We start from the raw sequence: 26,921 nt of genomic DNA on the forward strand, positions 1-26,921 counted from the left end.
ACGCAAAACGCCACATGACCTGCAGAGCCGCCCCACGGCATACCCGGGAGGAACGCCGCAGGGCACCCGGGAGAACCCGGGTGCCCTGCGGCGGTGCTCGGTCGAGACCGCTCAGGTGGTCTGCTCGCTGGGCTCCTCGACGTCGACCGCGGTCTGGTCGAGCTCCTCGAGCTGGCTCTCGATGTAGCTCTTGAGCCGGGCGCGGTAGTCGCGCTCGAAGCTCCGGAGCTGCTCGATCTTGCGCTCGAGGACGGTCCGCTGCTCGGTGAGCTCCTGGAGGATGGCCGCCTTGCGCTGCTGCGCCTCGTGGACCATGCCGGTGGAACGCTCACGGGCCTCGGTGATGAGCTCCTCACGCTTGGCCTTGGCCTCGGCGAGCATGGTGTCGTGCTGCGTCTGGGCGGTGGTCAGCAGCTCGTCGTGCTGCGCCTGCGCGTTGCTCACGAGCTCGTCGTGCTGGGACTGCGCCGAGCTGAGCAGCTCGTCGTGGCGGGCCTGACCGGTGCTGACCAGCTCCTCGTGGCGCGACTCGGCCGAGCCGACGAGCTCGTCGTGACGGGCCTGGGCCTCGCGCAGGAGCTCGTCGCGGCGGCTCTCACCGGCGGAGACGTGCTCGTCGTGCAGCCGCTGGGCGAGGGCGAGGACGCCGGCCGCCGAGCCGGCCCCCATGGCGCCGGCCCCGACGAGGGCGGCGGCGTCGGAGCCCTCGGAGGGCTGGGCCTGCTGCTCGTTGCTGCGGGCGACGCGCTCTGCGGCCTCGGACTCGGCCTGCTCGGCCTCGGCGCGCGCCTTCTCGATCCGGGCCTGCGCCTCGCGCTCGGCCTCCTCGACGCGAGCGCTGAGGGTGGCGAGCTGCTCGTCGCTGTCGCTGCTGGCGCGCTCGTGCGCGGCCTGCTGGTCCTGCTCGCGCTGCGCCGATGCGGCGTCGCGCTCGCCCACGAGGGAGTCGCGCTCGCCGACCAGGGAGTCGCGCTCGCCCTGGAGGCCGGCCAGCCGGCTCTCGGACTCGGTGAGCTGGGCCTCGAGCTCTGCGATCCGGCTCTCGAGCTCGGAGGTGCGGTCGGGAGCGTCCGACTTCTCCTCGCGGTTCTCGAGCGCCTCGAGCTCTCGCACTCTTGCCTCGAGCTCGGAGTTGCGACCCTCGAGCGTGGCGATCTCCGCGGAGCGGTCGGGGCTCACGGCGGCGGGCACGGGCATCGCCGCGGTGACCGGCTCGAGACCTCGCCCCTCGCGGCAGTCGTTGAGCTGCTGACGGATCTCGTCCTCGGCCTTGGTCATCCGCCGCATCTCGGCGACGATGTCGTCGAGGAAGTCGTCCACCTCACGCTCGTCGTAACCGCGGCGGAACTGGGTGGTCGTGAACGTCTTGTTGAGGACGTCCTCGGGCGACAGCGCCATGTCAACTCCTCTGTGTGCATCGGTTCAGCGCGCCCTGGCAGGGAGACGCAGGGGCTCAGCGCTCCAGACTAGAGGATGGCCGGCGGCGCTCCGAGACCGAGGACCGGGCCGACGGGTCAGGGGATGATCGCGAGGAGCAGGTAGAGGCCGAGGACGAGGACGAGGAAGCCGAGGTCGATCGAGGCGCCGCCGAGCCGGATCGGAGGGATCACCTTGCGCAGCGCGTTGAGTGGCGGGTCGGTGAGGGTGTAGACCGCCTCGGCGATGACGAGCATGATGCCTCGAGGGCGCCAGTCACGGGCGAAGACCCGGATCCAGTCGAGGATGAGCCGCCCGAACACCACCAGCAGGTACAGCCAGACGAGAAGCTTGAGCAGTGACCACACGGCGTCCATGGCGACAGTGTGCGTGAACGGTCTGTGGCCGCGCGGACGCGGGGGTCAGCTCTGGTTGAACAGCGTGCGGCCGGGCACGGCGGCGGACTCCTCGGCCCTGACCTCGACGGTCGAGGGCGAGAGCAGGAAGACCTTGGCGGTGACGCGCTCGATGGCGCCGTGCAGGCCGAACACGAGACCGGCGGCGAAGTCGACGAGGCGCTTGGCGTCGGCGTCGTCCATGTCGGTGAGGTTCATGATGACCGGCGTCCCCTCGCGGAAGTTCTCCCCGATGGTCTTGGCCTCGTTGTAGGTGCGCGGGTGGATCGTCGTGATGCGCGAGATGCCGGTGGCCTCGTGGGTGCGCACGACCTGCGCGACACTGCGACGGTTGAGGGGGGTCACCTCGGCGGCCCGCTCGCGGGGCTCCTCGGCCTCGACGGCGTCGTCGGTGTCGTACTCGTCATAGGCCTCGTCGTAGTAACGGCCCTCGTCCTCGGCCAGGCCGAGGTAGACCATCGTCTTGCGCAGGGCGCCAGCCATGAGTACTCCTAGTACGAATCGGCGACCGGGGTGGCCGTCTGTCCGACACCGAAGTTACCCAAGGGGCGGACGAGTTCCGAGGATTGCGGTCCCGACACGCAGGTGTGTCGCCCCCTCGGCGACGGCCTCCTCGAGGTCGCCGCTCATCCCGGCCGAGACCCAGGTCGCCTCCGGATGCCTCGCCCGTATGCCGTCCGCCACCGACCGCAGGCGGGCGAACGCGGCGCGCGGGTCGCCCTCGCGAGGGGCCACGGCCATGACCCCGCGCAGGTGCAGGTGGCCCGCCTCCCCCACGAGGTCGGCCAGTGACCCCACGTCGTCGGGCTGGGCGCCTCCGCGGCCGTCGGCGGCGTCGAGGGCCACCTGGACGAGGACGTCGAGGCGGCGTCCGGCGCGCTCGGCGCCGCGGTCCAGCGCCCGCACGATCTTGGGGCGGTCGACCGACTGGACGACGTCGGCATACGCCGCGACGTGGCCCACCTTCTTGGACTGGAGCTGGCCGATGAAGTGCACGGTGACCTCGTCACGGCGGGCGAGCTCGCCGACCTTGGCCCGGGCCTCCTGGTCCTTGTTCTCCCCGATGTGGCGCACCCCGAGGTCGACGAGGTGGTCGACGTCGCTCGCGGGGAAGTACTTCGTCACGACGACGAGCTCGATGTCGCCGGCGGGACGCCCCGCGGCGGTGGCGGCCGCGTCGATCCGCTCGCGGACCGCGGCGAGGTTGCCGGCCAGCTCGTCGGGGCGGGAGGTCATGCCTCGCCCCGGACGATGACCCCGGCGAACCGCCCGGTCGTCCCGTCGCGACGGTAGGAGTAGAGGGATAGCTCCTCGCGGGCGCAGCCGCGGACCCAGGTGACGTCGTCCACGCCGGCCGCCCGGAGCTGGGCGACGACGCCCGAGGCCACGTCGATCGCCGGCGTCCCCGTCCACGTGACCGCCCGCGACTCGGGGCTCACCGATGCGGCCTGCTCGCGCATGTCGAGCGGCACCTCGTAGCACCGGCCGCACACGCTCGGGCCAACCACGGCGCGGATCCGGGTCGCCCCCACGTCGCGCATCGTCGAGACCGCGTGCGGCACGATGCCCGACGTCATCCCCGGCCGCCCGGCGTGCACGGCCCCGATGACCCCGGCCTCGTCGTCGGACAGCAGGACCGGCGTGCAGTCGGCGACGAGGACGGCGAGGGCCAGCCCGGCCTGCGCCGTGACGACGCCGTCCACGGCGAGCGGCCCGTCGGGTCGCTCGGAGACGACCGCCACGTCCGCGCCGTGGCACTGGTCCATGAGGACGAGGCGCTCGGGCTCGACGCCCATCCCGGCTGCCACGCGAGACCTGTTCTCGCGGACGGCAGCCGCCGCATCGCCGACGTGACCACCGAGGTTGAGACCGCCATACGGCGGTTCGCTCACGCCACCGGAGCGGTCCGTGAACGCCCGGCGGATGCCGCCCACGTCGTCACGCCAGAAGAACACCCGTCCACCGTAGACGCGCCGAGGGCGACCGGTGGAACCGGTCGCCCTCGGGAGCTGGAGCCCTGCGCCTCAGGTGAGGCGGTCCCTCACTTGAGGAAGTCGGGCACGTCCAGGTCGTCGCCGTCGTCGAAGGTGACGGTGCGCGGCGGGGTCGGGCGGTGCTCCGGGTCCGCGTGGCCGTTGCTCGCGCTGGTCGGAGCCGGCTGGCGCTGCCCGTCGCCGGCCGGCACGGCGACCGGCACGGGCTGGGCCGGCGCCTGCTGGCGGGCCGGCTCGGCCTGGTTCGGGCGCTGGGGCTGGCGGTCGGCCACCGCCGCCTGCTGCCCCTGGCCGGCCGCCTGCTGCGACCTGCTCGGGCCCTGGATGCTGCCGATGTGCCGCTCGTCGGGGCGCTTGGCCGGGGTGCCACCGTCGAAGCCGGCGGCGATGACGGTGACGCGGACCTCGTCGCCGAGCGCGTCGTCGATGACCGCGCCGAAGATGATGTTGGCCTCGGGGTGCGCGGCCTCCTGGACGAGGCGGGCGGCCTCGTTGATCTCGAAGAGACCGAGGTCGCTGCCGCCCTGGATCGAGAGCAGCACGCCGTGGGCGCCGTCGATGCTCGCCTCGAGCAGCGGGCTCGAGATGGCGAGCTCGGCGGCCTGGACCGCACGGTCCTCACCGCGGGCCGAGCCGATGCCCATGAGGGCGGAGCCGGCGCCCTGCATCACGGACTTGACGTCCGCGAAGTCGAGGTTGATCAGGCCCGGCGTCGTGATGAGGTCGGTGATCCCCTGGACACCGGAGAGCAGCACCTGGTCGGCGCTGCGGAAGGCGTCGAGCATCGAGACGGCGCGGTCGCTGATGGAGAGCAGCCGGTCGTTGGGGATGACGATGAGGGTGTCGACCTCCTCGCGCAGCCCGGCGATGCCGGACTCGGCCTGGTTGGCGCGACGGCGACCCTCGAAGGTGAACGGGCGGGTGACGACGCCGATGGTCAGGGCACCGAGGCCCCGGGCGATGCGTGCGACGACGGGGGCGCCACCGGTGCCGGTGCCACCACCCTCGCCCGCCGTGACGAAGACCATGTCGGCCCCCTTGAGGACCTCCTCGATCTCCTCGGCGTGGTCCTCGGCGGCCTTCTTGCCGACCTCGGGGTCGGCGCCGGCGCCGAGGCCGCGGGTGAGCTCGCGACCGACGTCGAGCTTGACGTCGGCGTCGCTCATGAGGAGCGCCTGCGCGTCGGTGTTGATCGCGATGAACTCGACACCCTTGAGGCCGACCTCGATCATCCGGTTGATGGCGTTGACACCACCGCCACCGATGCCGACGACCTTGATGACGGCCAAGTAGTTCTGTGGTGCTGCCACGATGTGGGCCTTTCCTGAGATGTGCTGACGTCGTGTGTGCTGGGTGGGGGTCCCGCCCCAGCGGGAGGGTGTGGAAGCCGTGGCGCAAGCCTCGACCTCAAGTCAAGAGTCACGGTTTGGTCTCGATCCGTTGACGTGACGCTAGGCGTCGGTTCGTCACGATGCAAAGACGCGGTGGGCGTGTCGCCGCATGTCCGGGCGATTCTGTCCCAGCGCAGCCTCATCCGTCACACCGCCCCCACCAGCCCCTCACCCTCGACCTCACCTTTCGCTCCCCATGGGCGAAGGTGCGGGGTCCGGAGGGATCCGAACCCTCCGGACCCCCAGGGTTCGCCCATGGGGAGCACAAGCTGGTGCCCTGAGCGGGTCAGCGGGTGACCGGCGTCTCGGGAGCGCTGACGTCGATGACCTTCGCCTTGGTCGGCAGCAGCGCCTGGAGGATCCGCAGCTTGCGCTCGGCGGCGTCCGCGCCGCCCCAGACGACCTCGACCCCACCGAGGGTGAAGGAGACGAGGTTGGCGGTGCTCACCCGGATGGCACTGACCTGCCTGGCCAAGGCCGGCGGCAGGGTGCTGACGACCGACAGGGCGGCCTCGAGGGCCTCCTTGGTCGTGCCTTCGCTCGAGGCGGCGGTGACCACCGGGATCCCTGCGGGTGGCACCGTGACGACGTCGTACGAGATCCCCGTGGAATCCACGACCTCAAGTTGACCCTGAGGGTTCTTGAGCACGAGGGCGGGCTGTCGCGACACGGTCCGCACCCGCAGCGTGGAGGGCCACCCCCGCTCGACGGAGACCTCGGCGATGGTCTTGCGCGTCCGCACGCGCTGCTCGACGGCGTCGAGGTCGACGCGCGCGAGCGGTGTCCCCCGGTCCACGCCCACGAGTCCGGCGACGGCCGTCCGGTCGGCGCCGGTCACCCCGGAGACCTCGACCGAGCGGACGGCGAGGACCGGGCTCCAGAAGGTCAGCCAGACGAGCCCCGCCACGAGGGCGAGCGACGCGAGCATCCACAGGGCACGTCGCCACGGACGGCGACGCCGCTCCAGCGCCCGCTCCCGGAAGCGCGGGTCGGCAGCGGCGAACCGCCGGTTCGAGACCCCCACCCCGCTCACCTCTCCTCCCCGGGACGCAGCGAGGCGAGGACCAGGCTCGCGAGCTCGGTGACGTCGCCGGCGCCCACGGTGAGCACGAGGTCACCCTCGGTCGCCGCTGCGGCCAGCGCGTCCGCCGCCTCCGCGAAGGTGCCACCGACGCTCACGCGCCGCTCCCCCGGGAGCTCGCGCAGCGGGCCGGCGACCAGCTCGCTCGTGATGCCCTCCATGGGCTGCTCGCGGGCACCGTAGACGTCGAGGAGGACCACCGTGTCGGCCGGCGCCAGACCGGCAGCGAAGCCCTCGGCGAAGTCGCGGGTCCGCGAGTACAGGTGCGGCTGGAAGGCCACGTGCAGGCGACCGCCGCGGCGGGTCGCGATGTCCGCGGCGGTGGCGACCACGGCCGCCACCTTGCCCGGGTTGTGGGCGTAGTCGTCGACGACCGTCACGCCCCCGACCTCGCCGCGGACCTCGAACCGTCGCCGGGCCCCGTCGAAGCCGGCAAGACCCTCGAGGACGAGCTGCGGGTCGGCTCCGAAGCCGTCGGCGGCTGCGAGGTAGGCGGCCGCCGCGTTGAGGGCGTTGTGCCGCCCCGGCGTCGCCAGGCGCATCGTCACGCTCCCCCCGGTCGGCACGTGCAGCGTGGTCGTCGTGCCGATGCCCTCGTCGTCCGCGCGGTGCTCGCCCAGGCGCAGGTCCGCTGCCTCGTCGAAGCCGTAGGTCAGCACCCGGGCGCCGGCCCCCGCAGCAACCGTCGCCAGGCGCCGTGAGCCGTCGTCGTCGGCGCAGGCGACGAGCAGGCCACCGGAGCGGAGCGACCCGGCGAACTCGGCATACGCCGCCTCGACCTCTGCGAAGGTGCCGTAGAAGTCGAGGTGGTCGGGCTGGACGTTGGTGACGACCGCCACCTCGGGGCGGTAGACGAGGAAGGAGCCGTCGCTCTCGTCGGCCTCGACGACGAAGATCCCGCTGCCGGTCCAGGCGGCATTGGTGCCCTGCCCGGTGAGCTCGCCGCCGGAGGCGAACGACGGGTCCAGTCCGGCGGCCTGGAGCGCGACGGTGAGCATCGAGGTCGTCGTCGTCTTGCCGTTGGCGCCGGCCACCGCCGCCGGGCGGGAGTCCGTCATCGTCGCAGCCAGACCCTGGGCACGGTGGAGCACGAGGCAGCCGGCCTCGCGCGCGGCCGCGAGCTCGACGTTGCTCTCCGCGATCGCGGACGAGATCACGACCGTGTCGGCCCCGGCGACGTTCGCCGCGTCGTGGCCGACGACCACGCGCCCCCCGAGCTCGCGCAGTGTCTCGAGCACCGGGCTGTCCCGGCCGTCGGAGCCGCTGACCTCGACACCTCGGGCGAGCATGACCCGGGCGACGGCGGACATGCCGGAGCCGCCGATGGCGATGAAGTGGACACGGCCCAGCGTCTCGAGCCCGGGGACCTCGGCGGAGAAGTCGAACCGGGCGTTGCGGCTCGTCACGTCAGCCCTTCCCGGCGGCGTCGACCACGAGGTCGGCGAGCAGCTCGTCGCCGTCGCGCTCCCCCACGGAGGCCGCGACCCGCGCCATCTCGGCCAGGGCGGAGGCGTCGCGGAGCAGGGGGACCAGGGTGCTCTCGACCCAACCGGGCGTGAGGTCGGCGTCCTCGACGAGGAGCCCGCCACCGGCGTCGACGACGGCCTGCGCGTTGAGGCGCTGCTCGCCGTTGCCGACCGGGAGGGGGACGTATGCCGCGGGGAGCCCGACCGCGGTCAGCTCGCAGACCGTGTTGGCTCCCGAGCGCGCGACGACGATGTCGGCCGCCGCGTAGGCGAGCTCCATCCGGTCGGCGTACGGCACGACGACGTAGGGCGCCCCCGCGTCGTCGTCGTCCACCGTGAAGTCCTTGCCGGCGCCGGTGACGTGCAGCACCTGCACCCCTTCGGTGCGCAGCGTCGCGGCGGCCGCACGGAACGCGTCGTTGATCCGCTGCGCGCCGAGGGACCCGCCGGTCACGAGGACGGTCGGCCACTGGGGGTCGAGACCGAAGTGGGCCAGCGCCTCGGCTCGTCGGCCCGGGCGGTCGAGCAGCGCGATCTCGCGACGCAACGGCATACCGGTCACGGTGGCACCGCGCAGCGGGGTGCCGGGGAACGTCACCGCCACGTGCGCCGCGAAGCGCGAGCCGAGCCGGTTGGCCAGCCCCGGGCGGGCGTTCTGCTCGTGGATGACGACGGGGATGCCGCGCCGGCGGGCCGCGAGGTAGGCCGGCGTGGAGACGTAGCCGCCGAACCCGACGACGACCTTCGCGTCGGCGGAGGCGATCGCGTCGTCGGCGGCGTCCACCGCACGGCGCAGCGAGGTCGGGAGGCGCAGCAGGGCCGCCGAGGGGCGTCGCGGCATGGGGACCTTGGGCACGACCGCGAGGTCGTAGCCGCGCGCGGGGACGAGGCGTGCCTCGAGCCCCTCCTCGGTGCCCAGCGCGACGATGCGCACGTCGGGCTCGCGGCGTCGCAGGCAGTCGGCCAGGGCGAGCAGCGGCGACACGTGGCCGGCCGTGCCCCCACCGGCGAGGACGACGGACCCGACGCGACCGGACCCGCTCACCATCGCGACCGCTTCGACGGGAGGACGGCGAATGAGCGGCGCACGAGCGAGGGCCTCGCGGCCAGCGCCGTGGCGCAGCCGGGCTCCGAGCGCGCGAAGGAGAGCAGGATGCCCAGCGCGAGCATCGTCGTGACGAGCGAGGACCCACCGGACGAGACGAACGGCAGCGGCACGCCGATGACCGGCAGCAGGCCGATCACCGCGCCGACGTTGATCATCGCCTGCACCACGATCCAGCTCATGATGCCGGCCGTGGCGATCCGGACGAAGAAGTCGGAGCTGCGCATGACGAGCCGGTAGCAGGCCAGGGCGAGGACGACGAACAGCACGAGCACCATGATCGTGCCGGGCAGGCCGAGCTCCTCGCCGATGATGGCGAAGATGAAGTCGTTGTGCGGCTCGGACAGCCACTGCCACTTCTCGCGGGAGCCGCCGAGGCCGAGCCCGGTCCAGCCGCCGTCGGCAAGGGCGTAGCGGCCGTGGATCGGCTGGCGGGCGATGCCGGTGGGGTCGGTGTCGCGCCCCAGCCAGACGTCGAAGCGGCCGAGCCGGTTGGGGCTCGTGACGACGAAGGCCATGGCGACGGCGGCGCCGCCGGCGGCCGCCAGGGCGAACCAGCGACCGGGCACCCCCGCCGTGTAGAGGACCCCGCCGACGATGGCGGACATGACCAGGGCCGTGCCGAGGTCGTGACCGAGCAGCACGAGTCCGATGGCGACGACGGCGATCGGGAAGACGTAGGGCACGACGGCGTGACCGAGCCGCCCGAGCTGCTTGCGCTTGGCCGAGAGCACGAGCCCGCCGCTCAGCGCCAGCGCCACCTTGAGCAGCTCCGAGGGCTGCATCGTGATCACCTTGAAGTCGAGCCAGTTGCGGTTGCCCTGGACGTCGATGCCGAGCGGGGTGAAGACGAGCAGCTGGAGGGTGAGGGCGACGACGAGCAGCGGCAGGGCGAGCTTCTTCCACGTCGCCACGGAGAGCCGTGAGGCGACGAGCAGCGCGATCGAGCCGATGACGGCGAACTGCAGCTGGCTGAAGAAGATCGAGTACGCCGACCCCGAGTCGGTCTCGTTCAGGGAGGTCACGGCCGAGGCCGAGAGCACCATGATGAGCCCGAAGCCCACGAGGACGGTGGTGACACCGACGAGGACGTAGTACGTCGTCACCGGACGGTCCAGTCGCTCCAGCCACTCGGGGACGAACGCGGTGCTGCGCTCCCCCTTGACCGGGCGGGTCGTGCTGCTCACTGGCTACTCCCCCGGGGCAGCGCGGCGGAGCACCGCCTCCGCGAAGGCATCTCCGCGTGTGCCGTAGTTGACGAACATGTCCATGGACGCAGCGGCCGGCGCGAGCAGCACGACGTCGCCCGGCTGGGCGAGCGACGCGGCCTCGGAGACGACACGATCCATGGCCCCAGTCTCGGTGTCCTCGACGTCGACCACGGGGACATCGGGCGCGTGTCGGGCGAGCGCCTCGGCGATCGTCGCCCGGTCGCGCCCGAGGAGCACGACACCACGCAGGCGGGGTGCGGCCGAACGCACGAGGTCGTCGACGTCGGCGCCCTTGAGCAGACCGCCGGCGACCCAGACGACGTGCTCGTATGCCGCGAGCGAGGCTGCGGCCGCGTGCGGGTTGGTGGCCTTGGAGTCGTCGACGAAGCGGACCTCCCCCAGCGTGGCGACGTGCGCGATGCGGTGGGGTTCGGGCCGGAAGTCGCGCAGGCCTGCCCGGACGGCCGCCGGCTCGACGCCGTGGGCGCGGGCCAGCGCCGCGGCGGCCAGGGCGTTGGCGACGAGGTGCGGCGCCACGTCGGGGGCGTCGCCCCGCAGGTCCTCGAGCGTGGCGAGCTCGGCGGCGGCGTGCCGCCGCTGCTCGACGAACGCCCGGTCGGCGAGGACCTCCCCGACCACGCCGAGCATGGAGGGCGCCGGGGTGCCGAGGGTGAAGCCGATCGCCCGGCAGCCCTCCTGCACGTCGGCCTCCTCGACGAGGGCCTCGGTCTGCGGGTCGTCGACGTTGTAGACGCAGGCGATCTCGGTGCCCTCGTAGACCTTGCCCTTGGCGGCCACATAGGCGTCGTAGTCCCCGTGCCAGTCGACGTGGTCGGGCGCGACGTTGAGCACGGCGGAGGCCTGCGGACGGATCGAGCTCGACCAGTGCAGCTGGAAGCTCGACAGCTCGACGGCGATGGCGTCGAAGGGCTGCGGGTCCATCACCGCCTCGAGGATCGGCGTGCCGACGTTGCCGGCGCTGATCGCCCGCTCGCCGTTGGCCCGGAGGATCGCGGTGAGCATCTGGACCGTCGTCGTCTTGCCGTTGGTGCCGGTGACGGTGATCCACGGTGCGGCGCCCTCGAGCGGCCGCATCCGCCAGGCCAGCTCGACCTCGCCCCAGATCGGGACCCCGGCCTCTGCCGCGTCCGCGAGCAGCGGCTGGGTCGGTGCCCACCCCGGGGAGGTGACGACGAGGTCGAGGGGGTCGGACGGCATACGGGACACGTGGTCGGAACCGAAGCGCAGCTCGGCGTCGAGGATCTCGAGGATGCGGGCCCGCTCGGCCATCTCGGGCGTGGATTCCGCGGACGAGCCGTCGACGACGACGACGTGCGCCCCGCGCTCGAGGAGCGCGTCGGCGGCCGCGAACCCGCTGACACCCAGGCCGGCCACGAGGACGCGGAGCCCGGCCCAGTCGGCCTCGCGGTGCGTGAGGCCGTCGAGACGGTCGCTGCTCATACCGCGCCCACGACCCACTCGGCGTAGAAGATGCCGAGCCCGAGGGCCACGAAGAGGCCGGCGATGATCCAGAACCGGATGACGATCGTGACCTCCTGCCACCCGAGGAGCTCGAAGTGGTGCTGCAGCGGCGCCATCCGGAAGACGCGCCTGCCCGTCGACTTGAACGACGCCACCTGGATGATCACCGACAGGGTGATGGTGACGAAGAGGCCGCCGAGGATGACGACGAGGAACTCGGTGCGGGTGACGATGGCCAGGCCGGCCAGCGCGCCGCCGAGAGCCAGCGAGCCGGTGTCGCCCATGAAGATCTTGGCGGGAGAGCCGTTCCACCACAGGAAGCCGAAGCACGCCCCCATCACGGACGCCGCGACGATGGCGATGTCGAGCGGGTCGCGCACCTCGTAGCACTTGATGCCGGGGTTGGTCTGGCAGTTCTGGTTGAACTGCCAGATGCCGATGAGCACGTAGGCCGCGAACGTCATGACCGACGCCCCGGTCGCCAGGCCGTCGAGGCCGTCGGTGAGGTTCACGCCGTTGCTCGTGCCCGCGATGATGACGTTGGCGAAGAGGACGAAGAGCAGGACGCCGACGATCGTCCCCGCGAACGCGAGGTCGAGGTTGGTGTCGCGGACGAACGAGATCTTGGTCGAGGCGGGCGTGCGACCGGAGTCGCTGGGGAAGTTGAGGGCGAGGATCGCGAAGATCGTCGCGACCAGCGTCTGCCCGAAGAGCTTCTCCTTGGACCTCAGCCCGAGGCTGCGCTGCTTGCTGATCTTGATGTAGTCGTCGAGGAAGCCCACGAGCCCCAGGCCGGCCATGAGGAAGAGCACGAGCACACCGCTCCAGCTGGGCGTCGACCAGAAGACGAGGTGCGCCATGCCGTAGGCGGCGAGCGTGGCCGCGACGATGACGGCTCCGCCCATGGTCGGGGTGCCGCGCTTGGTGTGGTGCGAGGTCGGGCCGTCGTCCCGGATGAACTGTCCGTAGCCCTGCTTGACGAGCCACTTGATGAACATCGGGGTGCCGAACAGGGCGACGACGAGACTGACCACCGCGGCAACGAGCACGGCCTTCACCGGCGGGCCTCCTGGTGGTCGGGGTCGGTCGTGCGGTCGGTGGGCGGGTCGGCGGTCAGCCTGTCTCCGAGCCACCGTAGCCCGGCGTCGCGGCTGGACTTGAACAACACGACGTCGGGCGCGGCGACTTCCGCCCGCAGCAGCGCCTCGGCGGCCGCGGCGTCGGCCACCCACCGGACCCGGGTCCCGCCGACCGGCGGGACGTCGGCCATGGGACGGGCGGTCTCGCCGACGACGACGAGCTCGTCGACCCCTCGCCGCTGCGCCTCGGCGCCGATGTCGGCGTGGTCCTGCGCGGACTCGTCACCGAGCTCGAGCATCGATCCCAGCACGGCCCAGGTGCGCCGTCCCTCCCCCATCGACTGCAGCGCCGCGAGGGCGGCGCGCATCGAGTCCGGGTTGGCGTTGTAGGCGTCGTTGACGACGGTGACACCGTCGGGTCGCTCGGTGACCTCCATCCGCCAGCGGCTGACGACGTCCGCCTCGGCGACGGACCGGCTCGCCTGCTCCAGCGGTATGCCGCACTCGAGGGCGACGGCGAGGACGGCCAGGGCGTTGCCCACGTGGTGGCGGCCCACGAGCCGCAACGAGATCGTCGTCTCGCCCTGCGGGGTGAGGGCGCGGAACCGGGCCCGGCCGTCGGGCCCCACGGTGACGTCCGCGGCGCGCACGGCCGCGTCGGCCGCCTCGCCGACGAGGACGACCCTGGCCTCGGTCCGGGCGGCCATGGACCGCACCACCGGGTCGTCGGCGTTGAGGACGGCGACACCGTCGGCGGGCAGCGCCCGCACGAGCTCGGCCTTGGCCCGCCCGATCGCCTCGCGCGAGCCGAACTCACCGACGTGCGCGGTGCCGACGTTGAGGACGACGCCGATGCGCGGAGGGGCGATCCGGGTGAGGTAGGCGATGTGTCCGACGCCGCGGGCACCCATCTCGACCACGAGGAAGCGGGTGTCGTCGGTGACCCGGGTGACGGTGAGCGGCACCCCGACCTCGGAGTTGTAGGAGCCCACCGGGGCGATCGTCGGTGCCGCCGCGGACAGGACGGTGCCCAGCAGGTCCTTGGTGCTCGTCTTGCCGGACGAGCCGGTGATCCCGATGACGGTGAGGTCGGTGGCGCGGTCGAGGACGGCGCGCGAGATCGCGACGAAGGCCTCCTGGACGTCGTCGACCACGACGCAGGGCAGCTCGTCGACCGGCCGGCTCGTGAGCGCGGCGACGGCACCGAGGTCACGGGCTCCCCCGACGAAGCGGTGGCCGTCCGTCGACTCACCGATCCGGGCGACGTAGAGGCTGCCCGGCCCGGCCTCGCGCGAGTCGGTGACGACGGCGCCGGTGACGACGACCTCGCCTGCGGGGGCTGAGGGTGAACGGGAGCCTGAGGCTGCACGCGGGGAGATCGTGCCGCCGGTGAGCGCGGCGATCTCGGCCAGCGAGAGGGCGATCACGCGGTCACCGCCCCGTCGAGCGCAGCCTGCAGCTCGTCGCGGTCGTCGAACGGGTGGGTCACCCCGGCGACCTCCTGGCCGGTCTCGTGCCCCTTGCCGACGACGGCGACCACCGAGCCGGGTCCCCCCTCACGGGCGAGCCGGACCCCCTCGCGGATCGCCCGGGCGCGTCCGTCGATCTCGACGAGCTCGGCGTGCGAGTCGACCGACCGCGCGCCCTCGATGACGGCGGCGCGGATCGTGGCAGGGTCCTCGCTGCGGGGGTTGTCGTCGGTGACGACGACGACGTCGGCCAGGCCTGCCGCGGCCCGGCCCATGCCGTGGCGCTTGCCACGGTCGCGGTCGCCCCCCGCCCCCAGCACGACGACGAGCCGGCCCCGGGTCGTGGGCCGCAGCGCCGCGAGGGCGGCCTCGACCGCGTCGGGCGTGTGGGCGTAGTCGACGACCGCGAGGAGGTCCTCCTCGGCGCCCCCGACGGTGGGGCTGACCTTCTCCATGCGCCCGGGGACGTGCGGGTCGGTGAGGATCGCGCGGCTCACCGCGTCGGTCTCCTCGCCGAGCAGCAGCAGGGCCACGGCAGCCATGGCCGTGTTGGCGACGTTGAAGTCGCCGGGCAGGGCCGAGCGGAGGTCCAGCTCGAGGTCACGCCCCTGCAGCCTGAACCGCGACGGGTCGTCGGCGTCCACGCTGACGACCCAGTCCGCCGGCTGGCCGGGCACCGTCGTCAGCGTGGTGACCGGGACGCCCGACTGCTCGGTGAGGCGACGACCCCACACGTCGTCGACGCAGACGAGGGCGCGCTGCGAGCGCAGCGGCGTGAACAGCTGCGCCTTGGCGGAGAAGTAGTCCTCCATGTCGGCGTGGAAGTCGAGGTGGTCCTGCGAGAGGTTCGTGAACAGCGCGAGGTCGTAGACGACGCCGTCGACCCGGTGCTGGCTCAGGGCGTGGCTCGACACCTCCATGACGCAGGTGTCGGTGTCGCGCTCCTCCATCACCGCGAGGATGGCGTGCAGGTCGCTCGCCTCGGGGGTGGTGCGCACGCTCTTGATGCGCTCGTCGCCAATACGGGTCTCGACGGTGCCGATGAGCCCGGTCCGGTGTCCGAGCACCTCGAGTGCGCTGGCGACGAGGTATGCCGTCGTGGTCTTGCCGTTGGTGCCCGTGATCCCCACCAGGGTGAGCCCTTGGTCGGTGGTGTCGTAGACCTGTGCGGCGACGGCCCCGAGCACCGCCCGCGGGTCCTCGACGACGATCGCCGGCAGGGCGAGTCCCTGCTCGCGCATCCGCTCGAGACCGGCTCGGTCGGTGAGCACCGCTGCGGCTCCCGCCACGGCTGCCTGGGCCGCGAAGTCGGCTCCGTGGGCACGGGCACCCGGCAGGGCGGCATACAGGTCTCCGGGCCGGACGGCACGCGAGTCGAGGGTCACCCCGGTGACGCTGCCGGCATCCTCCAGGTCGTGGACGGATGCGCCGGCGAGCAGCGCGAGGTCACGGATGCTCGAGCTGTCACGGGAGGTGGGTCGGGGTGCGGACACGACCAGTCAGACTACTTGCCGCTGCCGCGCGGCTTGTCCCGCAGTGTGTTCGGGTCGCTCTGTGCCACCTCGGGGTCGACCGACAACGTGATGGCTGCCTTGGTCGTCCCGGTCGGCGGCACCTTGAGCTCCTGCAGGGCGTAGGTCATGACGTCCTGGAAGACCGGGCCGGCCACGGTGCCGCCGTAGATGCTGGCGCTGGGGCGCTGGAGGATCACCGCGACCACAAGCTCGGGGTCGTCGGCCGGGGCGTAGCCGATGAAGCTGGCGGTCTTGCCGCTGTAGCGGCCCAGCTTGGCGTCGTAGAAGTCGGCGGTGCCGGTCTTGCCCGCGACGCGGTAGCCCGGGATCTGGGCCTGAGGCGCCGTGCCCTCCTTGGAGACCACGCCCTCGAGCATCGCGTTGACCTTGGTCGCCGTGTCGGTCGACACGACGCGGGTCCCCGGCGCGGTGGGGGTCTTCTCGATCGTCCCGTCGGCATGGGTGGTGCCCTCGACGAGGGTCGGCGTCATCCGCATCCCGCCGTTGGCGATCGTCTGGAAGACCGAGGCTGCCTGGATCGCGGTGACCGACAGGCCCTGCCCGAACATCACCGTGGACCGCTGGGTGCCGCTCCACTTGTCGGCGGGCGCGAGCAGTCCCTTGGACTCGCCCGGGAAGCCCATGCCGGACTTCGACCCGAGGCCGAACTTGCGGTAGTACTCCTCGAGGCGCTTCGGCTCGAGGGTCTCGCCGACGAGGATCGTCCCGATGTTGCTCGACTCGGCGAGCGTGCCCGCCACCGTCCGGTAGAGGGTGGGGTGGTCGTGGCTGTCCTTGAAGGAGGCGTCGAAGCGCTGCATGCGGTTGGGGATGATCACCGGCTGGTCGGGCGTGACCTTCTTGTCCTCGAGGGCGGCCGCGATCGTCATGACCTTGGCCGTCGACCCCGGCTCGAAGACGTCGCTGACCGCCTTGTTGACGAGGCTGCCCTTGGCCCGGCCGATGTCGTTGGGGTCGAAGGTCGGGTACGACGCCAGCGCCAGCACCTTGCCGCTCTTGGCGTTCATCACCACGGCCGTCCCCGACTGCGCGCCCATCTCGGACATGCGCTGCGCGAGGGCGTTCTGGGCGTACCACTGGATGTTGGAGTTCACCGTGAGGGTCACGTCCTCGCCGTCGACCGCCCTGACACCTCCCTGGCGCCCGCCGGGGATCTTGGAGCCGTCCGGCGCCTTCTCGAACACCGAGTAGCCGGCCTTGCCCTTGAGTGCCTTGTCCATCATCGACTCGAGGCCACCACCGGCCTCACCGTCGTTCATGACGTAGCCGACGAGCGAGGCGGACGCCGGGCCCTGTGGGTAGACGCGCTCGGGCACCGCCTCGGCGGAGTCCTTGTAGATGCCGGGGATGCCCAGCTTGGCGATCTTGCGCCACGTCAGGGGGCTGACCCTGCGGTCGAGCACCTGGTAGCGGCCGGTGCGGGTGAGGACCGGCCGGAGGTCGGCCGCGCTCCGGCCCAGCAGCGGGGCCAGTGCGGCCGCCGCGGCGTCCACGGCGTCGCCCGCCGTGGCGGGGTCGCAGGTCTTCTTGTTCTTCTGCTGGTAGGTGCAGACCGCCGTCGGGTCGGCGACGACGGTCTCGCGGGCCCGGCTCGAGGCGAGCACGACACCGTCGGCGGAGGTGATCTTGCCGCGCAGCGCGGGGATGACGACCTTCTCGGTGCGCTGCTCCAGGGCCTCCGCGGCCACGGCCGACGAGTCGAAGCCCTGGATGCGGAGCAGCTGGGCCGCGAAGATGCTGAAGACGAAGAGGACGGCGACGGTGAGGCCGCGCATCCGGCGCCGCGGGTTGCCCGGGTGGTGCGCGGCCGGGCTGCGCGTCGGGGGACGCCGCGGCGGACCGGTGCCTCCCGACTTCCGGGGCGTGGCCGGGCGGGCCTTGGCGCGGGGCTTGGCGCCGGCCGGCGTCGCCCGGGTCGTCGCGGCGCGCGCAGACGCCGAGCGCGGGGACGCCGAGCGCGGGGACGCCGAGCGCGGGGACGCCGAGCGCGGGCTCGCGGAGCGGACCGCTCCCGCCGCCGGAGGCTGACGACGCTTGACCGGGCGTCCGGCCGCCGCACGCGGGGTCGTGGGACGCGACCCCGCCGGGCGACCCTGGGGAGCGGCCGGTCGTCGCGGTTCACGGCCGCGCGGAGGAGGCGGCGTCCGGGGGGTCACGGCGCGGTGGTCGAGGTCGGGCTGGGCGAGGGGCTCGCCGCGTTCGGCGTGCGAGAGGGGGTGGCCGACGGCGTGGCGCCGGCGCGAGGGCTCGCCGCCGCAGAGGCGGAGGACTGGGGCGCGGGTGTGCGGGCGTCGGCCGCGGTGGAGCCGGAGGGAGCGGGAGACGCGGCACGTGAGGGCGTGGCGGGCGCCGGTCGGGTCGAGGTCGTCGTGCTCGTCGCCCCGGTGCGGGCGTCGACGCTCGTCTTCGTGACCTCGATGGTGTCCCCCTTCACGGTCGAGACGGTCGTGGTGGTCACGTCGCCCTCCGTCCTGACCGTCGTCTGCGGCACGGCTGCCGGCGTGGACGCGGCAGCGGTCGAGCTGCCCTGTGTCGCCACCTTAAATTCCTTCTGCGCCGCAGCCCCGGTTGCCACGCCGAGGACCCTGCCGTCACTGAGGCGAAGGAAGGCGGCGGTCTCGGCCGGGACCATGCCCATGTCGATCGCGCGCTGGGCGAGGGCCGGCGCGGCACCCTGCGCGTTGATGGCGTGGCTGAGCGCCTCCTCGGCGTCGGCCAGCTCGTTCGAGGTGTCCTGCAGGTCGCCCAGGACGAACGAGCCCTTGGCCATGGCGGTGTTGAGCATGAGCACGCCGATGAGCCCGGCGACGAGCAGCGCGAGGCAGGCGGCGACGAAGCCGGGCTGTCCGTGGAGCTGCTGCTCGCGCACGACCCGCAGCGGCTGCGGTCGGGTGGGGCGCGACGCAGACCGCTGGAGCGGACGGGCGGTGGCGGTCTGGGTCATCGCCGGGTTCCCTTCGTGGGACGAGTACGTTCGGCGACCCGCAGTCGAGCCGACGCGGATCGGGGGTTGGCGGCCTGCTCGGACGCAGGTGCCTCTTCAGCGCCCCGCGTCAGCAGGCGGAGGTATGCCGCGTGCTCGGGGAGCTCGACCGGCATACCGGGAGGGGTGGTCGAGGTGGCTCCCGCGGCGAGGGCCCGCTTGGTGATGCGGTCCTCGAGCGAGTGGTAGGACAGCACGGCGATGCGGCCCTCGACGGCGAGCACGTCGATGGCGGCGACGACCGCGCGCTGCCAGGCGCCCAGCTCGTCGTTGACCTCGATGCGCAGGGCCTGGAAGGTCCGCTTCGCCGGGTGCCCGCCGGTGCGCTGCGACGCGGCGGGGACCGCGTCACGCAGCAGCTCGACGAGGCGGGCGGAGCGGGTGAACGGCTCGACCTCCCGCTCGCGGACGATCGCGGAGACGACGCGCTTGGCGAAGCGCTCCTCGCCGAAGTCGCGCAGGATGCGGACGAGCTCGCCCGGGGCGTAGGTGTTGAGGACCTCGGCCGCCGTGATCCCGGCCGACTGGTCCATCCGCATGTCCAGCGGTGCGTCCTGCGCGTAGGCGAAACCGCGGTCGGCCTCGTCGAGCTGGAGCGAGGAGACACCGAGGTCGAAGAGCACGCCCTGGACGCTCTCGAGGCCGGCGTCGGCGACGACGTCGGCGATCTCGTCGTAGACGGCGTGCACGCCGCGGAAGCGGTCGCCGAAGCGGGCCAGCCGCTCCCCCGCCAGCGCGAGCGCCTCCTCGTCGCGGTCGATGCCGAGGACGGTCGCCTCGGGGCAGCGCTCGAGGACGGCCTCGGCGTGGCCCCCCATGCCGAGGGTGCCGTCGACGAGGACGGACCCCGGTGCGGACAGGGCCGGGGCCAGGAGGTCGACGATGCGGTCGCGGAGGACGGGAACGTGCCGCTGTTCGGCGGCTCCCCGTGACTCCATGTGTCGGCTCCTCGTGTGGTGGTGCGTGGTCGTGTGCGGTGTGGTGGTCGTCCCTGCGGTGGTGGACCCCGGCTCCTGGTCCCCATCCGTCCGGTGCCCGGCACGGGGGAAGTCGTGTCGGGAGGCCGGTCGGCTGGAGGCCGGGAGCCGGGGTGTCACATGAGTCCGGGGATGACCTCCTCGGACTGCTCGGAGTAGGCCTGCTCGGTGCTCGCGAGGTACTCGTTCCAGGCGTCGGTGTCCCACACCTCGACGCGGGAGCCGGTGCCGATGACGGTGCAGTCGCGGGTGAGCCCGGCGTACTGGCGCAGGTGCGCCGGCACGGTGACCCGTCCCTGCTTGTCGGGGATCTCGTCGCTGGCGCCCGAGAGGAAGACGCGGATGTAGTCGCGGACGGCGCGGTTGGTCGTGGGGGCGGCCTGCATCTGCTGCGTCACCTTGAGGAACTCGTCCATGGGGAAGACGTAGAGGCAGCGCTCCTGCCCGCGGGTGACGACGAGACCGGTCGAGAGTCGCTCGCGGAACTTCGCGGGCAGGAAGAGCCGGCCCTTGTCGTCGAGGCGAGGGGTGTGCGTCCCGAGGAACACCGTGCTCACCTCCCCATCCGACTCGACCCCCGGAGGCGACACTTCTCTCCGGTTTCCCCCACTTTACTCCACAGAGCACCGAAATCAAGTCGTTATGAAGCCTGCGACACCCCTTTTTCGCAGGTCAGCAGCGGTGGTGCAAAGTGGGGCGTCGTTGGCCGCCCGGCGCGACGTCCCTGCTCGGCGGCACGGCATACGCCGGTGGGCCGGGTGTGTGGCACCTGCGACGGACCTGCACGTTCGCTGTGAACCGCGAAAGCGGGCGACAGCGGCTACCCAGGTGGAGGAATGTGGGGGAAGATCGAAAGCCCCGTCGGCGCAGGGCCCGGGGTGCCAGCCACCAGGAGACGCCGTGCCCGCACACGACGAGGTCGACCAGGCCCACGACCAGCGGCGGGTCGACCGCTCGACGCCCCCCGGAGCCGCGCTCGACCAGGTCTTCCAGGTCGCCAGCTCCCTGCAGTCGGCCATGAACTCGGTCATCGAGGGCAAGCCCGGCGCGGTTCGCACCGCGGTCACGGCGCTGCTCGCCGAGGGTCACCTGCTCATCGAGGACGTCCCGGGCGTCGGCAAGACCATGCTCGCCAAGACCCTCGGCCGCTGCATCGACGCGTCGGTCCGGCGCGTCCAGTTCACCCCCGACCTGCTGCCGAGCGACATCACCGGCGTGAGCGTCTACAACCAGGACGTCCGCGACTTCGAGTTCCGGCCGGGCGCGATCTTCGCCAACGTCGTCGTCGGCGACGAGATCAACCGGGCCTCGCCGAAGACGCAGTCGGCGCTGCTCGAGTCCATGGAGGAGGCGCAGGTCACCGTCGACGGCACGACCTACGCGCTCCCCCGCCCCTTCATGGTGCTGGCGACGCAGAACCCCATCGAGATGGAGGGCACCTACCCGCTGCCCGAGGCGCAGCGCGACCGGTTCATGGCGCGCATCTCGATGGGCTACCCCTCGGCGCGCAGCGAGGTCGACATGCTCGACCAGCACGGCTCGCACTCCCCGCTCGACGACCTCCGGGCGGTCACCGACGCCGCCACCGTGACCCAGATGATCGACGCCGTGCGTCGCGTCCACGCCTCGCAGGCCCTCAAGCAGTACGTCGTCGACGTCACCCAGGCGACCCGCACGAGCTCGGCGCTGCGCCTGGGTGCGTCACCGCGCGCGAGCCTGCACCTGCTGCGCGCCAGTCGTGCCCACGCCGCGCTGGCCGGCCGCGACCACGTCCTGCCCGACGACGTGCAGTCCATGACCGTCCCGGTCCTCGCCCACCGGCTCATGCTCACCGGCGAGAGCCAGCTGGCGCACCGCTCGGCGGCCGACGTCCTCACCGACCTGCTCCAGCGCGTGCGCGTGCCCGCGCCGACGCGCTGAGCCGATGCGACGCTTCCGCGAGTCCCTGACGACGCGAGGTGCGGCGTTCCTCGCGTCGGGGCTGGTCCTCGTCCTCGCCGGGCTGGCCCTCGGCCAGCACGACCTCAGCCGCATCGGCACCGCCCTGTGCGCCCTGCCCGTCCTCGCCGGCCTCCTGGGCCGTCGACACGACCTCTCGCTCGTCGTCGAGCGCGAGGCCCACCCCTCCCGCATCACCATCGACGAACCGGCCGTCGTCCAGGTGAGGATCACGAACCCGGCGACCGCGCGCGCACCGATGCTGCTCGCCGAGGAGCACCTCGACTACTCGCTGGGCGACCGGCCGCGCTTCGTCGTCCCCGCCCTGCCGAGCGGAGCCTGCACCCACGTGGAGTATGCCGTCCGCGCCCACTCGCGCGGCGCCCACCGGCTCGGGCCGCTCGGGGTCCGGGTGCAGGACCCGTTCGGGCTCACCCTGCGCCACACCTCGATCAGCAGCCACGACGAGCTCCTCGTGCTCCCGCGCGTGGTGGGCCTGGCCAACGGCCGAGCCCTGGGCCGCGGTCTCGGCGCCGAGGGGTCGGTCCCCCACCGCATCGCCCTCCATGGTGAGGACGACCAGTCGATCCGCGAGTACCGCGACGGCGACGACCTCCGGCGCATCCACTGGCCGGCCACGGCGCGCACCGGTGAGCTCATGGTGCGCCAGGAGGACCGCCCGGCGAAGCGCCGGGCCACGCTGCTGCTCGACACCCGCGCCCGCTCCCACGGGGGCAAGGGACCGAGCGGCTCGCTCGAGTGGGCCGTCACCCTGGCCGCCTCGGCCGTCACCCACCTGCTGGAGACCGGCTTCGCCGTGCACCTGCTCACCGTCGACCCCGGGCAGGAGTCCGGCGTGCGCGAGGACTCCGAGCTCGACCCCGCGCTCGAGACCCTGGCCCGCACGGTCGCCAACGACGAGAGCGGCATCAACGGCATGCTGCACGCCGCGAGCGGCGCGACCGCCCAGGGCGGGCTGGTGGTCGCCATCGTGGGGGCGCTCGACGACGACTCGGCACGGGCTTTGTCGTCCCTGCGCCAGCCCGGCGGTCCGGGCCTGGCCTTCGTCATCGACCCCGAGGGGTTCGGTCGCGGGATGCGCGCTCCCTCCGGGGACCTCGACCCGCGCGCCACCACGGCCGCCCTCGCCGCTGCCGGGTGGTCGGTCACGACGGTCGTGCCCGACCTCGACGTCGCCGACGCCTGGGGCACGGTCGCCGGCTCCCGCACGCTCGTGGGTGCGCGATGAACCGCTCCCGGCCGATCGAGACCCTGCTCGCCGCCCTCGCGAGCTTCGCGGTCGCCCTGCCCCTCCTCACCCTCTTCGACGCCAACACGTGGATCCGACCGAGCGTGGTCGTCATCGCCACCCTCGCGGTCGTCGGTGTGGCCCTGCGCTCCGTGGCCGTGGGCGCGTGGGCCGTGATCCTCGGTCAGGTCCTCGCCGGCTTCCTCGTCGTGTCGTGGCTCCACGGCCAGGGGCACCTGTACTACGGCATCCTGCCGGAGCCCGACACGGTGAGGTCGCTCGGCATCCTGCTCTACGAGGCGCAGCAGTCGGTGCTGACGTTCTCCGTCCCGGTGCCCACCGACCGCGGGGTGGTCGTCGCGATCACCATCCTCGTCGGGGTCACCGCCCTCTTCGTCGACGCCGTGGGGGTGACCCTGCGCGCTCCGGCACTGGCCGGCCTCGGCCTGCTCACGGCATACCTCGTTTCCGCCACGAACTCCGGCGACGGGCTCTCCTGGCGGTACTTCGTCCTCCCGGTGGCCTGCTGGCTGGCCCTGCTGGCGATGCAGGGCATCGGCAGCGTGCGCCGCTGGGGCACCGCGGTCCCCCGCTCCGGCGACGGGGAGGGGCCCGACCCGGTGCTGGGCGTGGCGGGGACCGCACGCCTGCTCGGCGTGAGCGCGCTCGCACTCGCGGTGGTCCTGCCCATGGTGGTTCCGCACCTGCCCACGACGTTCCTCGCCGACGGGCTCGGCCGGGCCGACGGCTCGCGCGGTGGTGGTGCGGTCAGCCTCAACTCGACCGTCGACCTGCGCCGCTCGCTCGAGAACCAGTCCCAGGCACCCGTCATCACCTACACGACGACGACGAGCACCCCGGACCCCCTGCGTGTCGGGATCCTCACGGACTACCGAGGCGGCGAGTGGGAGACGCGCTTCCAGGCCAACCGGTTCCTCACCGGCAACACCGAGCGGCGCGTGGCCGACCCCGATGTCCCCGCCACCGACGTGACGATCGAGGTGCAGGAGAACCGGCTCCGCGCTCCGCAGATCGCCCTCCCCTCACCGCTGAGGTCCGCCGACCTCGGCGAGACCACGCTGCGGCGCAGCTTCGTCGGCGGGTACGAGACCGACACCACGCTCGAGGAGTACTCCGCCACCTACACCCAGCTGGCGCCCGAGGACGCCGACTTCAACCGTGACGGGGACCGGCCGCCGGGCTGGCAGGAGGGCGTCTACAGCGACGACGAGGAGGCGAACGAGCGCCTGAGCGAGCTCGTCGACACGGTGGTGCCCGACGACGCGACGCCGTTGGAGACCGCGCGCCTGCTCCAGGCGCACTTCCGCAGCAGCCAGTACACCTACTCGCTCCAGCTGCCGACGCCCACCGACCCGGTGTCCGGCCGGGTCATGATGTCGGATCCACTGTCGAACTTCCTCGTGTCGCGCACCGGCTACTGCGTGCAGTTCGCCACGGCGTTCATCATGGCGGCCCGCCTCAAGGGCATCCCGGCGCGCATGGCGATCGGCTTTCTCCCCGGCACCTTCAGCACCGGCTCCTACACGGTGCGCGCCGCCGACGCCCATGCCTGGCCGGAGCTGTGGTTCCCCGAGCTCGGCTGGACCCGCTTCGAGCCCACCCCCGGCGGCCAGGCGGGTGCGGCGCCGGCCTACAGCCTCATCCCGACCGAGGTCGGGCCGTCGGCGACGGCATCGGCCTCTGCCTCGACCAACATCCCGGCGCCGTCCCTCAGCGAACGCCCGGACAGCGACCTCGGCGCCGAGGCGACCGGTGAGCTGCCCAGCACCGGGCCGCTCGGCTGGCTCAGTGACAACGCCCTCACTCTCGTCACGGCGCTGGTCGTCGGGCTCGCCCTGCTCCTGCTCCCGGTGGGGGCATGGGTGCGGCGGCGCCGGCTGCGTCTCGACGCGCGCGACGACGCCGAACGGGTCGAGGCCGACTGGGCCTCGTTGATCTCCCGCCTCGGAGACATCGGCATCGCCCCACCGCCGGGCAGCACCCCACGGCAGGCGGGCACGCGGCTCACCCAGGACGCGATCCTGTCCGGGGAGCCCAAGGAGGCGATGGGGCGCATCGTCGCCACCGTCGAGCGGGCCCGCTACGCGCCACCGCGTGCCGAGATCCCCGACGTCAGCCACGACACCCGCACGGTGTGGCACGCCGCGCTGTCCGCCCGGCAGCGCAGCGACCAGGCCAGAGCCTTCCTCTTCCCCGCCGACGGGGTGCGCCAGTGGAACGACGTCAGGGACGCCGTCGTCCGGTGGCCCCGCGACGCGTGGCGCCGCCTGCGCCGCGACTGACCCCTCCCGCGCCACCTACTGCACAGGAAGGTGCGTGACCGCACCGCTTCCTGTGCAGTAGGTGGTGGGGCAAGTGCCCCAAAACGCACGTATGCCGTGAGGGCAGTTGGCCGCTGGGCCAGCGACGCGACAAGGAGTACCCGGTCCCGAGTATGCCGAACGAGCAGGCGCAGGGCTGCGTCGAACGGTTGACTCCGCGATCACTGGCGCGGACTACGATTTCGGCCGCCGAGAGAAGAGAGACGGTCTAGAGGCGAGCGTGCTGCGTCGAGAGCTACGCAACACAAGGGCTGCAACAGAGACCCTCATGCATTCCCTAGGTCCGCGCTCGAATGACCGGCCCCTGACGCGCACGAGCAGACAACCGTGGAGCAGCCCCGCTCCTCCCCGTTCGCAGGGCTGGCCTGCATTGCGGCCAAGCCGAGCAGTCTCACCCTCGCCTCGACGATCCGTCGCACCTCGGAGACCGCGGCCACATCCCCTGCCATGGCCCTGCTCCAAAGACCGGCCTGAAGCTGGTCAAGGCGCTCCGTCTCCAAGTTTCTCAAGTTCTCTGTCTCGCGGGCCTCCTGCACAGCGAGGGCCTTGTGAACTATGGCTACACCGTGGCGCGGCTGGCGTAGGCGACTTCTTCGGGCGATCGCCTCTTGTACGTCTAGCCCTGGGCAGCGCAGTTCAACAGCGCGGGTCCGGCGGGCTGCGGCAAGCGCCTCGTTGCGGTGGCCGACCGTCGACGCGGGGAAGGGCGGCGACGCTCATGCACCCATTGTGAGCGGAGGCACTGACTGCTGCTGTACACGCGCCGGCCTGTTTCAGACCAGCCCCCGGCACGGCTGCGCGGAGACTTCTCGGAAGACGCTGCCACTACGTCGTAGCCGTCTTCGTACGCGACAGCAGTCGATTACCCAGCCTCTATCGCCTCGTTCAGTGCCGACCGACCACGCTCCGTACAACGCAGTGCGCCTCACGACGGGGTGAGCCCTCACTCAGGGCATGGGGTCGTCACCTTGAAGGGATCGATCCCTTCAAGGTACGCGTTCGACACGTAACCGCCCTCTTTCCTTTGACTCCATACAGTCGTCGGGCGCTTCAGTGCAGTCGCTTTGACGGAGGACCCCTGCAGCTGACACACAACCGTCAAGAACTTTCCGTCGGCCACGTCCTGAATCGGTTCACCATCGGGTGAGGGCCGGGATCGGACCGTTACAACACAGTCGCCCGCACCCGCGGCACCACAAGTACGTACGACCTTCACGTCGACATATTCAGGGTGCGAGCGGCTCTCCCACCACGACGCCAATGCCTGAACTGTAACGATCAGTCCCAAAATCAGCGCGATGAGACTGAGCACGACGTAAACGGGATGGTTGTTCATCTTCGCTGCGAGTCCTCGGGCGTCGTCTGAGACCATCACTCCTCCGTGTGTTCGGAGCCGTTGGCTGGCACGCTACCGGTCAAGCGTTTCGGCCACCCACGAAACGGCAGGATGAACGCGTGTCCTAGTGAACCTTCCATCGAGCGGGCCCGCTACGCGCCACCGCGTGCCGAGATCCCCGACGTCAGCCACGACACCCGCACGGTGTGGCACGCCGCGCTGTCCGCCCGGCAGCGCAGCGACCAGGCCAGAGCCTTCCTCTTCCCCGCCGACGGGGTGCGCCAGTGGAACGACGTCAGGGACGCCGTCGTCCGGTGGCCCCGCGAGGCGTGGCGCCGCCTGCGCCGCGACTGACCCCTCTCGCGCCACCTACTGCACAGGAAGGTGCCTTCGGTTCAAGCGGTCAGGGAAACACCTCGATCTGGAGGTGTGATGAAGATGAAGCCACGGT

At 72.2% G+C, this 26,921-nt stretch carries 23 protein-coding genes; 5 read left to right on the top strand and 18 right to left on the bottom strand.

The genetic code is table 11. The features are described from left to right. Window positions 1-111: 111 nt before the first annotated feature. The 15 genes from ACOJV9_RS09465 to ACOJV9_RS09535 all read right to left on the bottom strand — a co-directional run bounded on the left by ACOJV9_RS09465 (window position 112) and on the right by ACOJV9_RS09535 (window position 17,420). A complete protein-coding gene (locus ACOJV9_RS09465; protein WP_420184951.1) occupies window positions 112-1,398 on the bottom strand; it encodes a DivIVA domain-containing protein in 1,287 nt (428 codons plus the stop codon). Between the two features lie 116 nt (window positions 1,399-1,514). Beyond that, on the bottom strand, window positions 1,515-1,793 hold the full coding sequence (locus ACOJV9_RS09470) for a YggT family protein (protein ID WP_420184952.1): 279 nt from the start codon (window positions 1,791-1,793) through the stop codon (window positions 1,515-1,517). A gap of 45 nt (window positions 1,794-1,838) precedes the next feature. Continuing rightward, window positions 1,839-2,315 (bottom strand): cell division protein SepF, encoded by a 477-nt coding sequence (locus tag ACOJV9_RS09475; RefSeq protein WP_420184953.1) that lies wholly within the window; start codon window positions 2,313-2,315, stop codon window positions 1,839-1,841. 54 nt (window positions 2,316-2,369) lie between these two features. After that, on the bottom strand, window positions 2,370-3,068 hold the full coding sequence (locus ACOJV9_RS09480) for a YggS family pyridoxal phosphate-dependent enzyme (RefSeq protein ID WP_420184954.1): 699 nt from the start codon (window positions 3,066-3,068) through the stop codon (window positions 2,370-2,372). Further along, window positions 3,065-3,787, bottom strand: a complete 723-nt coding sequence (gene pgeF, locus ACOJV9_RS09485) for a peptidoglycan editing factor PgeF (RefSeq protein ID WP_420184955.1) — start codon at window positions 3,785-3,787, stop codon at window positions 3,065-3,067. Before pgeF ends, ACOJV9_RS09480 begins: the two co-directional genes overlap by 4 nt. 86 nt (window positions 3,788-3,873) lie before the next feature. Continuing rightward, the gene (gene ftsZ / locus ACOJV9_RS09490) at window positions 3,874-5,136 is read right to left on the bottom strand and encodes a cell division protein FtsZ (RefSeq protein ID WP_420184956.1); all 1,263 of its coding nucleotides are present in this window, start codon (window positions 5,134-5,136) and stop codon (window positions 3,874-3,876) included. 367 nt (window positions 5,137-5,503) lie between these two features. Continuing rightward, a complete protein-coding gene (locus ACOJV9_RS09495) occupies window positions 5,504-6,241 on the bottom strand; it encodes a cell division protein FtsQ/DivIB (protein ID WP_420184957.1) in 738 nt (245 codons plus the stop codon). A gap of 5 nt (window positions 6,242-6,246) precedes the next feature. Beyond that, window positions 6,247-7,704 carry a UDP-N-acetylmuramate--L-alanine ligase gene (gene murC / locus ACOJV9_RS09500; RefSeq protein ID WP_420184958.1) on the bottom strand — a complete coding sequence of 486 codons (1,458 nt, stop codon included), beginning with the start codon at window positions 7,702-7,704 and terminating at the stop codon, window positions 6,247-6,249. Between the two features lies 1 nt (window position 7,705). Then, complete coding sequence (gene murG / locus ACOJV9_RS09505) at window positions 7,706-8,812, bottom strand: undecaprenyldiphospho-muramoylpentapeptide beta-N-acetylglucosaminyltransferase (RefSeq protein WP_420184959.1); 1,107 nt, start codon at window positions 8,810-8,812, stop codon at window positions 7,706-7,708. Beyond that, the gene (gene ftsW, locus ACOJV9_RS09510) at window positions 8,806-10,056 is read right to left on the bottom strand and encodes a putative lipid II flippase FtsW (RefSeq protein ID WP_420184960.1); all 1,251 of its coding nucleotides are present in this window, start codon (window positions 10,054-10,056) and stop codon (window positions 8,806-8,808) included. Before ftsW ends, murG begins: the two co-directional genes overlap by 7 nt. Before the next feature lie 3 nt (window positions 10,057-10,059). Beyond that, the gene (gene murD, locus ACOJV9_RS09515; protein ID WP_420184961.1) at window positions 10,060-11,541 is read right to left on the bottom strand and encodes a UDP-N-acetylmuramoyl-L-alanine--D-glutamate ligase; all 1,482 of its coding nucleotides are present in this window, start codon (window positions 11,539-11,541) and stop codon (window positions 10,060-10,062) included. After that, window positions 11,538-12,620 (bottom strand): phospho-N-acetylmuramoyl-pentapeptide-transferase, encoded by a 1,083-nt coding sequence (gene mraY, locus ACOJV9_RS09520; RefSeq protein WP_420184962.1) that lies wholly within the window; start codon window positions 12,618-12,620, stop codon window positions 11,538-11,540. Before mraY ends, murD begins: the two co-directional genes overlap by 4 nt. After that, window positions 12,617-14,068: a UDP-N-acetylmuramoyl-tripeptide--D-alanyl-D-alanine ligase gene (locus ACOJV9_RS09525; RefSeq protein WP_420184963.1), complete on the bottom strand. Its 1,452-nt coding sequence runs from the start codon at window positions 14,066-14,068 to the stop codon at window positions 12,617-12,619. Before ACOJV9_RS09525 ends, mraY begins: the two co-directional genes overlap by 4 nt. After that, complete coding sequence (locus ACOJV9_RS09530; RefSeq protein ID WP_420184964.1) at window positions 14,065-15,603, bottom strand: UDP-N-acetylmuramoyl-L-alanyl-D-glutamate--2,6-diaminopimelate ligase; 1,539 nt, start codon at window positions 15,601-15,603, stop codon at window positions 14,065-14,067. Before ACOJV9_RS09530 ends, ACOJV9_RS09525 begins: the two co-directional genes overlap by 4 nt. Before the next feature lie 11 nt (window positions 15,604-15,614). Continuing rightward, complete coding sequence (locus ACOJV9_RS09535) at window positions 15,615-17,420, bottom strand: peptidoglycan D,D-transpeptidase FtsI family protein (RefSeq protein WP_420184965.1); 1,806 nt, start codon at window positions 17,418-17,420, stop codon at window positions 15,615-15,617. Between ACOJV9_RS09535 and ACOJV9_RS09540 the strand changes: the two genes are divergently transcribed. After that, on the top strand, window positions 17,407-17,673 hold the full coding sequence (locus ACOJV9_RS09540) for a hypothetical protein (protein ID WP_420184966.1): 267 nt from the start codon (window positions 17,407-17,409) through the stop codon (window positions 17,671-17,673). The genes ACOJV9_RS09535 and ACOJV9_RS09540 overlap by 14 nt on opposite strands. Before the next feature lie 124 nt (window positions 17,674-17,797). Here the strand turns inward: ACOJV9_RS09540 and ftsL are convergent, their stop codons facing one another. The 3 genes from ftsL to mraZ form a co-directional block, all read right to left on the bottom strand. Then, complete coding sequence (gene ftsL, locus ACOJV9_RS09545; RefSeq protein WP_420184967.1) at window positions 17,798-18,589, bottom strand: cell division protein FtsL; 792 nt, start codon at window positions 18,587-18,589, stop codon at window positions 17,798-17,800. Beyond that, complete coding sequence (gene rsmH, locus ACOJV9_RS09550) at window positions 18,586-19,566, bottom strand: 16S rRNA (cytosine(1402)-N(4))-methyltransferase RsmH (protein WP_420184968.1); 981 nt, start codon at window positions 19,564-19,566, stop codon at window positions 18,586-18,588. The genes ftsL and rsmH overlap by 4 nt, the downstream gene beginning before the upstream one ends. A gap of 155 nt (window positions 19,567-19,721) precedes the next feature. Then, entirely contained in the window at window positions 19,722-20,153 is a 432-nt protein-coding gene (gene mraZ / locus ACOJV9_RS09555; RefSeq protein WP_420184979.1) for a division/cell wall cluster transcriptional repressor MraZ, read from the bottom strand. 352 nt (window positions 20,154-20,505) lie between these two features. On the opposite strand from mraZ, the gene ACOJV9_RS09560 reads away from it, so the two are divergent. The 4 genes from ACOJV9_RS09560 (at window position 20,506) to ACOJV9_RS09575 (ending at window position 26,824) form a co-directional block, all read left to right on the top strand. Then, the gene (locus ACOJV9_RS09560; RefSeq protein ID WP_420184969.1) at window positions 20,506-21,525 is read left to right on the top strand and encodes an AAA family ATPase; all 1,020 of its coding nucleotides are present in this window, start codon (window positions 20,506-20,508) and stop codon (window positions 21,523-21,525) included. Window positions 21,526-21,529: 4 nt separating this feature from the next. Continuing rightward, window positions 21,530-22,792, top strand: a complete 1,263-nt coding sequence (locus ACOJV9_RS09565) for a DUF58 domain-containing protein (RefSeq protein WP_420184970.1) — start codon at window positions 21,530-21,532, stop codon at window positions 22,790-22,792. Beyond that, entirely contained in the window at window positions 22,789-25,095 is a 2,307-nt protein-coding gene (locus ACOJV9_RS09570) for a transglutaminase TgpA family protein (protein ID WP_420184971.1), read from the top strand. Before ACOJV9_RS09565 ends, ACOJV9_RS09570 begins: the two co-directional genes overlap by 4 nt. 1,486 nt (window positions 25,096-26,581) lie before the next feature. Beyond that, window positions 26,582-26,824 carry a hypothetical protein gene (locus ACOJV9_RS09575; RefSeq protein ID WP_420184972.1) on the top strand — a complete coding sequence of 81 codons (243 nt, stop codon included), beginning with the start codon at window positions 26,582-26,584 and terminating at the stop codon, window positions 26,822-26,824. Window positions 26,825-26,921 lie beyond the last annotated feature (97 nt).

Origin of the sequence: Knoellia terrae, from assembly GCF_048606435.1 — a bacterium.
In the GTDB taxonomy this organism is placed as follows: Bacteria; Actinomycetota; Actinomycetes; order Actinomycetales; family Dermatophilaceae; genus Knoellia; species Knoellia terrae.